The following is a 12,300-nucleotide window of genomic DNA, read 5'->3' as shown; positions in this document are numbered from 1 at the left end:
ACCGCAGCGCGGCACGAATCGCTCACTCTGGCGATGAAGTTACACCTTTTATAGCGCCCGACGAACGGCGGAACCCTGAACAGACGGGTTATTTTTTCTTCATCATGCCCCTGCCCGTCGGCCCAAGGATGGCCGCTTGGGCCCAACCCTGATAAAATCGCGCGCCTTCGCAGACCGGCGATGACACGGCCACGCGCTGTTCCAACTCGGTCGTTACCCCGAATCCCCCCTAAAGGCCTGGATAATGAGCAAGCAACCCTCCCTGAGCTACAAAGACGCCGGTGTAGACATCGACGCCGGTGAAGCATTGGTCGAACGCATCAAGAGCGTCGCCAAGCGCACCAAGCGCCCGGAAGTGATGGGCGGCCTGGGGGGCTTCGGCGCTCTGTGCGAAATCCCGGCCGGCTACAAGCAGCCTGTTCTGGTGTCTGGCACCGACGGCGTCGGCACCAAGCTGCGTCTGGCACTGAACCTGAACAAGCACGACAGCATCGGCATCGACCTGGTCGCCATGTGCGTCAACGATCTGGTGGTCTGCGGCGCTGAGCCTCTGTTCTTCCTGGACTACTACGCCACCGGCAAACTGAACGTCGACACCGCCGCTCAGGTCGTGACCGGCATCGGCGCGGGCTGCGAACTGGCCGGTTGCTCGCTGGTCGGCGGCGAAACCGCTGAAATGCCAGGCATGTACGAAGGCGAAGACTACGACCTGGCCGGCTTCTGCGTCGGCGTCGTGGAAAAATCCGAAATCATCGACGGCTCGAAAGTTGTCGCCGGCGATGCCCTGATCGCCCTGCCCTCTTCCGGTCCGCACTCCAACGGCTACTCGCTGATCCGCAAGATCATCGAAGTCTCCGGTGCCGACATCGAAACCATCCAGCTGGACGGCAAACCACTGACCGACCTGCTGATGGCGCCCACACGCATCTACGTCAAGCAACTGCTCAAGCTGATCAAGGACACGGGCGCAGTCAAGGCCATGGCCCACATCACCGGCGGCGGTCTGCTGGACAACATCCCGCGCGTCCTGCCTGAAGGCGCACAAGCGGTGGTCGACGTGGCCAGCTGGACGCGCCCGGCGGTCTTCGACTGGCTGCAGGAAAAAGGCAACGTCGACGAGCACGAGATGCACCGCGTCCTGAACTGCGGCGTCGGCATGGTCATCTGCGTCGCCCAGGAACACGTCGAAGCCTCGCTCAACGCGCTGCGTGAAGCCGGCGAGCAGCCTTGGGTCATCGGCCAGATCGGCGTCGCCGCCGAAGGCGCCGCGCAAGTCGAGCTGAAGAACGTCAAGGCACACTGATGCCCGACGTTGCGATGCCTGACACACCCCAACCGTGTGATGTCGTGGTGCTGCTGTCCGGCACCGGCGGCAACCTGCAAGCGATGATCGACAGCTTTCAGGACAGTTCGAGCCCGGCTCGCATTCGCGCGGTGATTTCCAACCGCGCCGACGCCTACGGGCTGGAGCGCGCAAGGAACGCGGGGATCGAAACCCGCGCGCTCGATCACACCGCCTACGAAGGTCGAGAGGCCTTCGATGCGGCACTCATCGAGCTGATCGATACCTTTGCGCCCAAGCTGGTGGTACTCGCCGGTTTCATGCGCATTCTCACGCCCGGCTTCGTGCGTCACTACCACGGTCGCTTGCTGAACATTCACCCTTCCCTGCTTCCAGCGTATAAAGGCTTGCACACGCACCAACGCGTGCTTGAAGCTGGCGATGCCACACACGGTTGCAGCGTGCACTTCGTCACCGAGGAACTCGATGGAGGGCCTCTGGTCGTACAAGCAGTTATTTCGGTAGAGTTGCACGACACGCCTGCCACCCTGGCGAAACGGGTTCACACCCAGGAGCACCTGATTTACCCGCTGGCGATCCGCTGGTTCGCCGAAGGCCGACTGGCCCTGAGCGAACACGGCGCCTCACTGAACGGCCAGCCACTGGGGCCTGGCGGCCATTTGATTCAGGCCACTTAATTTAGCTCTTTAGTCCAAAGACAGGAGATTCTATGCGTCGCGCTTTGCTCTTCGCTTTCGCTCTGTTCGCAATCCCTGCGGTCAATGCGGCAGACCTTCAACCCTTCTCCGCCAGTTACACCGCTGATTTCAAACAACTGCCTGTCGGTGGCGGCAGCGCCACCCGCAGCCTGGAAAAGAACGCCAACGGCAGCTGGACCCTGAGTTTCAAGGCATCGATGATGATCGCCAGCCTGACCGAGGTCAGCACCCTGAAATCCGAGAAGGACACGCTGCTGCCGCAGACCTATCACTTTGAACGTGGCGGTCTGGGCAAGAGCAAGACAGTCGACCTGGTGTTCGACTGGCCGACCAAGTTCATCACCGGCACCGACCGTGGCGACGCGGTCAAGATTCCGCTGAACACGGGCATTCTGGACAAATCCACTTACCAGCTGGCGCTGCAGCATGATGTCGCTGCGGGCAAGAAGAGCATGACGTACCAGGTGGTTGACGGTGACGAAGTCGACACCTATGACTTCCGCGTGCTCGGCACAGAGAAAGTCGACACCAAGGTCGGTTCGATCGATGCGATCAAGGTAGAGCGTGTGCGTGATCCGACGCAGAACAAACGCATTACCGTGATGTGGTTCGCCAAGGATTACGATTACCTGCTGGTTCGCCTGCAGCAGGTTGAGACCGATGGCAAGGAATACAACATCATGCTGCAGGATGGCACGGTGAACGGGAAGGCTGTGAAAGGCAGCTGATCCGGGTTGTACTGCGTCCTTCGAGAACCCCGCTGATTGGCGGGGTTTTTTATGGGGTTGGCGCTGACTATTGAGTGTTTTTCCTTTGTCGCTTTTGGTGCTGATGGTTGTTCTGCCTAACGGCAGAAGCGTTCCGCCTTAGGCGGATCACTTGAAAAACGGAATGCCGGACCATCCCCCAAGGATTACGCCACCCCAAACGGTAGGAGCGAGGCTTGTGTCTGGGCCGCATCCGGACGATGCATGATCATTCCCACGCTCCGCGTCCACGTTGACGCAGAGCGTCAGCCCCTGCGTTACCACGCAGAGCGGAGGAACGATCAAATCACCGCGAAATTGGATGAGCACGGATAGAGCATCCCTACTCACCTCACCTGCACAACCAAAACCGCCAGTTTTGCGACGCCGAATGTTCCCCAACCGAACATGAAACTTTCTTCACCCCCTCCAAACGAATGCGACAATTCGTCGCACGCCCTTTTAAAACAATCCCTTAGCGATTCTTCCCAAATCCGAAAATAACCTTTACCAAAATCGTCGGTTTACTTAGCCAGCTACCAAAATCTATAAAGGAATCACTGCGACGTCCTGCCGCAGATTTCAAAGAGTCAGGAGTTTTCAATATGACGGTAACTGTTACTGAACGCGACGACGCCCATATCTCTCATGAAAGCATCGCGGATGGCATTCAAATCTGGGATGTTCGCCAGCAAGACCAACTGGTAGGGATGTTTCACCACGAATCGGACGCACAGCGTTACGCAGCAGAGCTCGCAGAGCTGGAAGCCAAGAAGGCAGCGAGCAACTCGCAATAACGGAATCGCGATAAAACAAAACCCGCCTCGGCGGGTTTTGTTGTACTGGGGTTTACCACATCAGATCGTCAGGGATCTTGTAGGCCGCGTAAGGATCGTCGCCATCCGGCTCCTCCGTCGGCTCGCTGAGCATCACGATGCGGCGAGGGTCGCGCTCCTGCACCTTCAGCGCCGCTTCACGAGGGATGACTTCGTACGTGCCGCCGTGGTGCACGATCGCCAGCGAGCCGTTACTGAGCTTGCTGCGCATCAGCGTGTTGACCGACAGGCGCTTGACCTTCTTGTCGTCGACGAAGTTGTAGTAATCCTCGGTGGTCAGCTTCGGCAGACGCGTCGCTTCGATCAACTGCTTGACCTGCGCGGCACGGGCTTTTTGCTCGGCCTTTTCTTGCTGCTGACGGTTCAGCTCCTGGTCACGCTTGGCCTTCTCTGCCATGGCGTCCTGAGCGGCGCGCTGGCTGGCGTCGTCGGCGACAGCCTGGCCCTTGTGCACCAGACGCTGTTCTTTCTGCTTGGTTTTGGCGACCTGTTTGGCCTGCTTTTCGTTAACCAGACCTGCCTTGAGCAACTGGTCACGAAGGGAAATACCCGCCATTTATCTTCTCTCTCTAAATAGTCAACTCAACCGCAGTTGGGCGTGTTCTTTTCCTGACGCTTGGCTTCGCCCCAGAGCGCATCCATCTCTTCGAGGCTGCAATCTTCGATGGGGCGAGCAGTGTCGCGCAAGGCCTGTTCGATAAAACGAAAGCGCCGCTCGAATTTGCCGTTGGCGGCGCGCAAGGCATTTTCCGGATCGACCTTGAGGTGACGGGCCAGATTGACCACGACAAACAGCAGGTCGCCAATCTCTTCCTGGATGCCCTCACTGTCGTTGTCGGCCATGGCCTCGAGAACCTCATCGAGCTCCTCGCGCACCTTGTCGATCACGGGCAACGCTGCCGGCCAGTCAAACCCGACCTGCGCCGCGCGTTTCTGCAACTTGGCCGCCCGCGACAAGGCAGGCAGTACGTTCGGTACGTCGTCCAGCAAGGATAACTGCTGCGGAACGCGGGCCTTCTCGGCACGCTCCTCGGCTTTGATCTCTTCCCAGCGATGCTTGACCTGATCCTCGCTCAGGCGCGGCGTTTCCAGTGGCGCATACAGATCGCCGGTGGGGAATACGTGAGGGTGGCGGCGAATCAGTTTGCGGGTGATCCCGTCGACCACGCCATCGAACTCGAACCGCCCTTCTTCCCGCGCCAGCTGGCAGTAATACACCACCTGAAACAGCAAGTCGCCCAGCTCGCCGCGCAGGTCATCGAAGTCCCCGCGCTCGATGGCGTCGGCGACTTCATAGGCCTCCTCAAGGGTGTGCGGCACGATCGTCGCGTAATGCTGCTTCACGTCCCACGGACAGCCGTATTGCGGGTCGCGCAAACGGGCCATGAGGTTTAGCAGATCCTGGAGCTTATACATGGGGTTCAACTCAAGTCATGCGGCGCTGGAACCAACGTCATCGCGAATGAATTCGCTCCCACAGGAGCAATCCGATCACCTGTGGGAGCGAATTCATTCGCGATGCGCCCGTGCAGACGCCATAAATCTTCAAGGCGTACGGTTACGCCGCGTCTCGATGATGTTCGGCAACTGCGAAATCCGTCCCAACAATCGCCCCAAGGCGTCCAGCCCCGGAATCTCGATGGTCAGCGACATCAATGCGGTGTTGTCTTCCTTGTTCGAGCGGGTGTTGACGGCCAGCACGTTGATGCGTTCGTTGAGCAGCACCTGCGACACGTCACGCAGCAACCCGGAACGGTCGTAGGCTCGGATGATGATGTCCACCGGGTAGGTGAGCACCGGCACCGGGCCCCAGCTGACCTGGATGATCCGCTCAGGCTCGCGCCCGCCCAGTTGCAGCACCGACGCACAGTCCTGACGGTGAATGCTCACACCGCGGCCCTGGGTGATGTAACCGACGATTGCATCGCCCGGCAGCGGCTGGCAGCAGCCGGCCATCTGGGTCATCAGGTTGCCGACGCCCTGGATCTGAATGTCGCCGCGCTTGCCCGGCTTATAACCGGACGCCTTGCGCGGAATCAGTTCCAGTTGCTCGTTGCCGCGTTCAGGCTCGACCAGTTGCTGCGCCAGATTGACCAGTTGCGCCAGGCGCAGGTCGCCGGCACCGAGCGCCGCGAACATGTCTTCGGCGGTCTTCATGTTGGCTTTGTCCGCCAACTTGTCGAAGTCCACCTGCGGCAGCGCCAGACGCGCCAGTTCGCGCTCGAGCAAGACCTTGCCGGCCGCGACGTTCTGATCGCGCGCTTGCAGCTTGAACCAGTGAACGATTTTCGCCCGCGCCCGCGAAGTGGTGATGTAGCCCAGGTTCGAGTTCAGCCAGTCGCGGCTCGGTGTGCCGTGCTTACTGGTGATGATCTCGACCTGTTCACCCGTCTGCAGGCTGTAGTTGAGCGGCACGATCCGGCCGTTGATCTTCGCGCCACGGCAGTTATGGCCAATCTCGGTGTGTACGCGATACGCGAAGTCCAGCGGCGTCGCGCCTTTGGGCAGGTCGATGGCGTGACCGTCCGGGGTGAACACGTACACACGGTCAGGCTCGATGTCGACGCGCAACTGTTCCGCCAGACCGCCGATGTCGCCCAGCTCCTCATGCCATTCCAGCACCTGACGCAACCACGAGATTTTCTCTTCGTAATGGTTGGAGCTGGATTTGACGTCGGTGCCTTTGTATTTCCAGTGGGCACACACGCCGAGCTCGGCTTCTTCGTGCATGGCGTGGGTGCGGATTTGCACTTCCAGCACCTTGCCCTCGGGGCCGATCACGGCCGTGTGCAGCGAGCGGTAGCCGTTCTCCTTGGGGTTGGCGATGTAGTCGTCGAACTCCTTGGGAATGTGCCGCCAAAGAGTGTGGACGATCCCTAGCGCGGTGTAGCAGTCGCGCATTTCCGGAACCAGCACCCGCACGGCGCGAACGTCGTAGATCTGGCTGAATTCCAGGCCCTTGCGCTGCATTTTGCGCCAGATCGAATAGATGTGTTTGGCCCGGCCGCTGATGTCGGCGGTCACGCCGGTGGCCAGCAGTTCGTTTTCAAGCTGACACATCACGTCAGTAATGAAGCGCTCGCGATCGAGACGACGCTCATGCAGCAGCTTGGCGATCTGCTTGTACTGCTCAGGCTCCAGGTAACGGAAGGACAGGTCCTCCAGCTCCCATTTGATATGACCGATGCCGAGGCGGTGCGCGAGTGGCGCATAGATGTCGAAGACTTCCCGGGCAACGCGGTTGCGCTTCTCGTCGTCGGTGTTCTTGACGGCACGAATCGCGCACGTGCGCTCTGCCAGCTTGATCAGGGCAACGCGAACGTCATCCACCATCGCGACCAGCATTTTGCGCAGGTTCTCGACCTGCGCCTGAGTGCCCAAGACCAACGATTGACGCGGACTGAGACTGGCACTGATGGCAGCCATGCGCAGCACACCGTCGATCAGCTTGGCCACCGTGGGGCCGAAACGCTGGCTGACGTCCGGCAATGGAATCTTGCCTTCGCGCACGCCCCGATAAATCACGGCCGCGATGAGCGAGTCCTGATCGAGCTTGAGATCGGCCAGAATTTCAGCGATTTCCAGGCCCGTCTGAAAACTCGACGTACCTTCCGCCCAGAGGTTCTTGGCGGCGTTGTCCTGTTGCTCGGCCTGCCGGGCAAATTCGCAGGCCTCTTTCAACGCCTGTCGGTCCACTGCGAGGTCGACGCTGACCACATGATCAAGCCACGCGTCGAGATTGATACTGCCGTCTGTGTTTATCGGCTGGTGTGCTCTCACCTGTACCATGTTGCTTACCTTCCCTACGGCGCGATGAAATGCGCCATCAGTCGCCAGCCTTCTTCAGCGCACACACCTTGCGGGCCATGCAAGATCGCGTGCGCGGGCCAGTCGGATTAAACGAGAGTCCCTGTAAGGCACCGGTCCGTTTCCTTGAACCGCACCGCCTCACTTACTCGCTTCAAATAACGCCATCGCCTCGACATGCGCTGTCTGCGGGAACATATCGAGGATTCCGGCACGTTTTAATCGGTAGCCCTGCTTGATCAATTCGACCGTGTCGCGCGCCAAAGTTGCCGGATTGCACGACACATAAAGTAACCGTTCAGCACCCAACGACTTGAGCTTGCCGACCACTTCAAACGCCCCGTCTCGCGGAGGATCGAGCAGCACTGCGCGGAAACCTTCCGCCACCCAAGGCGCCTTGTCCAGCGGCTGCGACAGATCCGCCTGAAAAAACTTCACATTGTGCAAATCATTGCTGACTGCGTTGCCGGTTGCGCGCTGGACCATGGTCTCAACGCCCTCCACTGCCACCACCTCGCGGGTGATCTGCGCCAGCGGTAAAGCGAAGTTACCAAGCCCGCAGAACAAGTCCAGTACTCGTTCGTCCGCACGCGGTGCGAGCCACTCCAGTGCTTGTTGGATCATCGCGGTATTGACCTGCGCGTTGACCTGCACGAAGTCACCGGGTCGGTAGGCCAGCTCCAGATTCCAGGGCTCAAGACGAAAGCCCAGTTGCGCCGAAGCGTCCACTGGCTGCGGACCATTTTCGCCGTGCAACCACAGTTGCGCGTCGTGGGTCTCGCAGAAGGCCTTGAGGATGTCGAGGTCCTTGTCGGCCAGCGGCGCGGTATGACGCAACAGCACGGCGCTGGCCGATCCGTTGAACAACTCGACATGGCCCAACGCTTGCGGTTTGCTCAAGCGCCTCAGCATTTCCGGTAACGCGGTCATGATTGGTTGCAAGGCCTGTACCAGCACCGGGCAGTGATCGATGGCGATGATGTCCTGACTGGACGCTGCGCGAAACCCGACGTCGAGGCGTTTGCCTTTGGCGTCCCAGCGAACAGCGATGCGGGCACGCCGACGGTAGGCGAATTCGTCGCCGGTCAATGGCGCGGCCCACTCATCGGGCTCGACCCCCGCAACGCGGCTCAATTGCTCGGCGAGCATGCGCTGTTTCAGGGCAAGCTGTTCGTCGTGGGGCATGTGCTGCACGCTGCAACCGCCACAGCGGCCGAAGTGCGCGCACGGTGCCGGACGGCGTAAAGGGCTGGCGGTGAACACACGCTCGGTGCGCGCTTCGACCACTTTGCCGTGGGCACCCAGCACGCGGGCTTCCACCTCTTCGCCGGCCAAGGCGCCCGCCACGAACCACGTGCGACCGTCGACAAAGCCGATGCCACGGCCGTCGTTGGACAGCCGCTCAAGGGTCAGACGTTGTTTTTTACCGGTAGGGACCTGCGTTGTCCGGGTGCCGCCGCTGGGCTGGAAACGCAGGCCGGCATCACGCTTGGCCATCAGTTGGGCGCATCGTAGACACCGGTCGACAGGTAACGGTCGCCACGGTCACAAATGATCGCGACCATCACCGCATTCTCGACTTCCTGGGACAGGCGCAACATGCCGGCGACGGAACCGCCCGACGACACGCCACAGAAGATGCCTTCTTCACGGGCCAGGCGCCGCATGACGTCCTCGGCTTCGCTCTGGGCCATGTCCATGATCCGGTCGACGCGCTCGGCCTGATAGATCTTCGGCAGGTACTCCTGCGGCCAGCGGCGAATGCCGGGAATCGCCGAGCCGTCCATGGGCTGCAGGCCGACGATCTGGATATTCGGGTTCTGCTCCTTGAGATAACGCGAGGTGCCCATGATGGTGCCGGTGGTGCCCATGGAGCTGACGAAGTGGGTGATGGTGCCGCCGGTCTGCCGCCAGATTTCCGGGCCGGTGCCGACGTAATGCGCTTCTGGATTGTCACCGTTGGCGAACTGGTCCAGCACCTTGCCACGGCCTTCGGCCTGCATGCGCTCGGCCAGGTCACGGGCGCCTTCCATGCCCTCCTCCTTGCTGACGAGAATCAACTCGGCACCATAGGCCGTCATCGCCGCCTTGCGCTCGGCGCTGGAGTTGTCGGGCATGATCAGGATCATGCGATAACCCTTGATCGCCGCGGCCATGGCCAGGGCGATGCCGGTGTTGCCGGAGGTGGCTTCGATCAGGGTATCGCCCTGATGGATCTGTCCGCGCAGTTCGGCGCGGGTGATCATCGACAGCGCCGGGCGATCCTTCACGGAACCGGCCGGGTTATTGCCTTCAAGCTTGAGCAGCAACGTGTTGCTGGTGTTCCCGGCCATGCGTTGCAGACGCACCAGCGGGGTGTTGCCGACGCAATCGGCGATGGTTTGATACTGCAGGGTCATGGCGTGTTCGCGATCCAGACGTGCGGGGGTCGCCTATCATACCGGCAATCGCTCCAAGCCCATATCACGCAAAGTGAGTTCGATATGGCGAAAAGGAATAAGTGAACCATCGCGAGCACTGGGCTACTGCGTAATAACCACGTCAAGCTGTAGGAGCGCGCTTGCCCGCGAAACCTATGGATGAGCGACACATCTGTGCAAGATGCACCGGCCAATCGTCCGGATGCGGCCCAGACCAAGCGCGCTCCTACAGGCTGGCGGCGATTCAAGCCGCGGCTTCGACCTCACGCGCCGGCAATCGCATGATCATCCGCAACCCCTGCGCCGTGTTCTCGGCCCACATGTCGCCGCCCTGTAGCCGCAGCGAATTGCGCGCGATGCTCAGGCCGAGGCCGAAACCACCGTCACCGGGTCGAGCGCCGTCGAGACGAATAAAGGGCGCAAAGATGCGTTCCAGATCGCTGTCGTCCACACCACCGCCCTGGTCTTCCAGCCAGAGCAGCCAGTCGTCACCGTCACGCCGCCCACCCAGGCGCACGATGCCTTGCGGCGGCGAATGACGAATGGCGTTGCGCAGGATGTTTTCCAGTGCCTGAGCCAGCGTATTCAGATGGCCGCGCACCCAGCACTGGCTGTCCAGGTCGCACACCAGTTGTCGGGAAGGCCAGCAGCTCTCGAAGCAAGCGTTGTCCACCAGCATGTCCCATAACGCCAGTACCTCGATGTCCTCGTCCGGCAGTTTCTCCCGCTCGGCGTCCAGCCAGGCCAGGTGCAAGGTGTCGTCCACCAGCCGACGCATGCCTTCGACCTCACGGCTCAGCCGGTCGCGCAATTCAGGCAGGCTTTGTTCGCTGTCGCAGGCCACACGAAGGCGGCTCAGCGGCGTGCGCAACTCGTGGGACAGATCGCGCAGCAACTGTTGCTGAATCTGAACGGTGGACTGCAAGCGGCTGGCCATGTGATCGAACGCCCGGTTGAGCTCGCCCAGTTCGTCCTGACGCGAGGTCATCTGCGCCGACAGGCGATTGGAAAGACGGTCGGCACGCCAGGCATTGGCTTGCTCGCGCAGTTGATTGAGCGGGCGAATCAGCAAACGGTACAACCCGACGCACAACAGCAGGGTGAACAGCGCCGGAGTCACTACGCTGGTCAGCAGTTGCCAGACCAACGCATACCGCCCCGGCTTGAAGCGCTCGGGCAATTCGATGACCAGACTGCCCGCGCCGGGCAGGTTAGGGAATGGAATCTTCAGCCAGGGCATCGTCTTCTGGCGCCGGCTCATGGGCCAGTCGACGCCGCGCATGAACGTCAGACGCTGCATCTGGCTGTCATCGAGCGGTACGCTGCTCAGCGACTGCAGGTCACGGCCGATCACCCCGACCCAACCCGATTCCTGACGGCGCATCTCTTGCAACCAACGGTCTATTCCGAGCTGGTTGTCTGCACGCCAGGCCTGCTCCGCCTCGGCGGCATAGCCCTTGAGCACGTGACGGGCCTGCGCGGTCAGGTAGGCGTTTTGGGTTTCGACGTAACGGCCCCAGTACCAGCTGAGCCAGATCATGAGCAAACAGAACCCTACCAGCAGGAAGGCCAGTTTCCAGAACAGCGAGTGCCTGCCCGGCAGGCGTGAACGCTGCTCACGCATCCGGTTCGGCTTCCGTCAGCACATACCCTTTGCCCCACACGGTACGCACCTGATGGGCTTCGTAACCGATCGCCTTGAGCTTGCGGCGAATCTGGCTGATGTGCATGTCCAGGCTTCGGTCATGCTGCGAGTAGCCGCGCTGCAGGACATGCTGATAAAGGAAGGGTTTACTGAGGACGTCCTCCGGATTGCGCCACAGGGTTTCCAGCAGCCGGTATTCGCTGGGCGTCAACTGCGCGGGCTTGCGACCGAAGCTGACATCGCACAGGCCCTCGTCGAACCTGAGCTCATCCGGGCGTGGCACGGCCGCAGCGGCCACCGGGGCATGAAAGCGGCGCTCAAGCTCGACCCGACGCAGGATCGCTTCGATACGGACCCGCAACTCGTCGACGCTGAAGGGTTTGGGCAGGTAATCGTCCGCCCCGTTGCGAAAACCGGTGATGCGATCGGCTTCAGCCCCAAGGGCGGACATCAGGATGATCGGCATCGTATGACGACGGCGCAGGCGGGACAAAATGTCCAGGCCGTTCATGCCCGGCAGCAGGATGTCCATCAAGATCACATCGAAGGGCTCATTCTGGGCACGCTCCAGCCCTTCCGCGCCGTTCTGGCACCAGGTGACGTGGAAGCCGCAACGGCCCAGCGAGTCGTGTACAAACGCACCGAGCACGGGATCGTCCTCGATGGCGAGTATGCTGGGGCGGTGAATGATGGCGGGATTCATTGGCGTCTGCGACTGATTCTCAGGACGCGATTATTCAAGATTGCGTGGCCACCGGCAATGGGGACTGATCGACACGCGTTGTCAGTGCATTCGCTGACCGCCGATTTAGCCGGGATTAGCCGCGCGCAAGTGGCTACACTGC

General features: G+C 60.9%; 11 protein-coding genes. 4 read left to right on the top strand and 7 right to left on the bottom strand.

The genetic code is table 11. The features are described from left to right. The first annotated feature begins 244 nt into the window (after positions 1–244). From purM to AB4N84_RS18060, 4 genes are all read left to right on the top strand, one after another. On the top strand, positions 245–1,303 hold the full coding sequence (purM, locus tag AB4N84_RS18075) for a phosphoribosylformylglycinamidine cyclo-ligase (protein WP_074752973.1): 1,059 nt from the start codon (positions 245–247) through the stop codon (positions 1,301–1,303). 14 nt (positions 1,304–1,317) lie between these two features. After that, on the top strand, positions 1,318–1,980 hold the full coding sequence (gene purN, locus AB4N84_RS18070; protein ID WP_460047053.1) for a phosphoribosylglycinamide formyltransferase: 663 nt from the start codon (positions 1,318–1,320) through the stop codon (positions 1,978–1,980). 32 nt (positions 1,981–2,012) lie between these two features. Beyond that, positions 2,013–2,729 (top strand): DUF3108 domain-containing protein, encoded by a 717-nt coding sequence (locus tag AB4N84_RS18065; protein ID WP_074752974.1) that lies wholly within the window; start codon positions 2,013–2,015, stop codon positions 2,727–2,729. Between the two features lie 623 nt (positions 2,730–3,352). Further along, positions 3,353–3,544: a hypothetical protein gene (locus AB4N84_RS18060; protein ID WP_062380056.1), complete on the top strand. Its 192-nt coding sequence runs from the start codon at positions 3,353–3,355 to the stop codon at positions 3,542–3,544. Between the two features lie 52 nt (positions 3,545–3,596). Here AB4N84_RS18060 and AB4N84_RS18055 read toward each other — a convergent pair whose 3' ends face one another. The 7 genes from AB4N84_RS18055 to AB4N84_RS18025 all read right to left on the bottom strand — a co-directional run bounded on the left by AB4N84_RS18055 (position 3,597) and on the right by AB4N84_RS18025 (position 12,158). Continuing rightward, positions 3,597–4,139, bottom strand: a complete 543-nt coding sequence (locus AB4N84_RS18055; RefSeq protein ID WP_460042497.1) for a DUF2058 domain-containing protein — start codon at positions 4,137–4,139, stop codon at positions 3,597–3,599. A gap of 26 nt (positions 4,140–4,165) precedes the next feature. Then, positions 4,166–4,999, bottom strand: coding sequence for a nucleoside triphosphate pyrophosphohydrolase (gene mazG, locus AB4N84_RS18050; RefSeq protein ID WP_460042496.1), 834 nt, complete (start codon positions 4,997–4,999; stop codon positions 4,166–4,168). Positions 5,000–5,128: 129 nt separating this feature from the next. Beyond that, positions 5,129–7,372 (bottom strand): GTP diphosphokinase, encoded by a 2,244-nt coding sequence (relA, locus tag AB4N84_RS18045; RefSeq protein WP_074752977.1) that lies wholly within the window; start codon positions 7,370–7,372, stop codon positions 5,129–5,131. Positions 7,373–7,531: 159 nt separating this feature from the next. Further along, positions 7,532–8,887, bottom strand: a complete 1,356-nt coding sequence (gene rlmD / locus AB4N84_RS18040) for a 23S rRNA (uracil(1939)-C(5))-methyltransferase RlmD (protein ID WP_460042495.1) — start codon at positions 8,885–8,887, stop codon at positions 7,532–7,534. Next, positions 8,887–9,789, bottom strand: a complete 903-nt coding sequence (gene cysM, locus AB4N84_RS18035) for a cysteine synthase CysM (protein ID WP_460042494.1) — start codon at positions 9,787–9,789, stop codon at positions 8,887–8,889. Before cysM ends, rlmD begins: the two co-directional genes overlap by 1 nt. A 265-nt stretch (positions 9,790–10,054) precedes the next feature. Further along, positions 10,055–11,434 (bottom strand): histidine kinase sensor domain-containing protein, encoded by a 1,380-nt coding sequence (locus AB4N84_RS18030; RefSeq protein WP_460042493.1) that lies wholly within the window; start codon positions 11,432–11,434, stop codon positions 10,055–10,057. Next, positions 11,427–12,158, bottom strand: a complete 732-nt coding sequence (locus AB4N84_RS18025; RefSeq protein WP_460042492.1) for a response regulator transcription factor — start codon at positions 12,156–12,158, stop codon at positions 11,427–11,429. The genes AB4N84_RS18030 and AB4N84_RS18025 overlap by 8 nt, the downstream gene beginning before the upstream one ends. Positions 12,159–12,300: the final 142 nt, after the last annotated feature.

The sequence above is a fragment of the Pseudomonas sp. S2_H01 genome (assembly GCF_054668305.1).
The sequence above is the reverse complement of the archived record's forward strand: the minus strand, read 5'-3'. Positions and strand labels throughout refer to the sequence as shown.

Bases quoted from the DNA above. Each gene is read 5' to 3' on its own strand.
- purM (WP_074752973.1), top strand. From the start codon at position 245: ATGAGCAAGCAACCCTCCCTGAGCTACAAAGACGCCGGTGTAGACATC.
- purN (WP_460047053.1), top strand. From the start codon at position 1,318: ATGCCTGACACACCCCAACCGTGTGATGTCGTGGTGCTGCTGTCCGGC.
- AB4N84_RS18065 (WP_074752974.1), top strand. From the start codon at position 2,013: ATGCGTCGCGCTTTGCTCTTCGCTTTCGCTCTGTTCGCAATCCCTGCG.
- AB4N84_RS18060 (WP_062380056.1), top strand. From the start codon at position 3,353: ATGACGGTAACTGTTACTGAACGCGACGACGCCCATATCTCTCATGAA.
- AB4N84_RS18055 (WP_460042497.1), bottom strand. From the start codon at position 4,139: ATGGCGGGTATTTCCCTTCGTGACCAGTTGCTCAAGGCAGGTCTGGTT.
- mazG (WP_460042496.1), bottom strand. From the start codon at position 4,999: ATGTATAAGCTCCAGGATCTGCTAAACCTCATGGCCCGTTTGCGCGAC.
- relA (WP_074752977.1), bottom strand. From the start codon at position 7,372: ATGGTACAGGTGAGAGCACACCAGCCGATAAACACAGACGGCAGTATC.
- rlmD (WP_460042495.1), bottom strand. From the start codon at position 8,887: ATGGCCAAGCGTGATGCCGGCCTGCGTTTCCAGCCCAGCGGCGGCACC.
- cysM (WP_460042494.1), bottom strand. From the start codon at position 9,789: ATGACCCTGCAGTATCAAACCATCGCCGATTGCGTCGGCAACACCCCG.
- AB4N84_RS18030 (WP_460042493.1), bottom strand. From the start codon at position 11,434: ATGCGTGAGCAGCGTTCACGCCTGCCGGGCAGGCACTCGCTGTTCTGG.
- AB4N84_RS18025 (WP_460042492.1), bottom strand. From the start codon at position 12,158: ATGAATCCCGCCATCATTCACCGCCCCAGCATACTCGCCATCGAGGAC.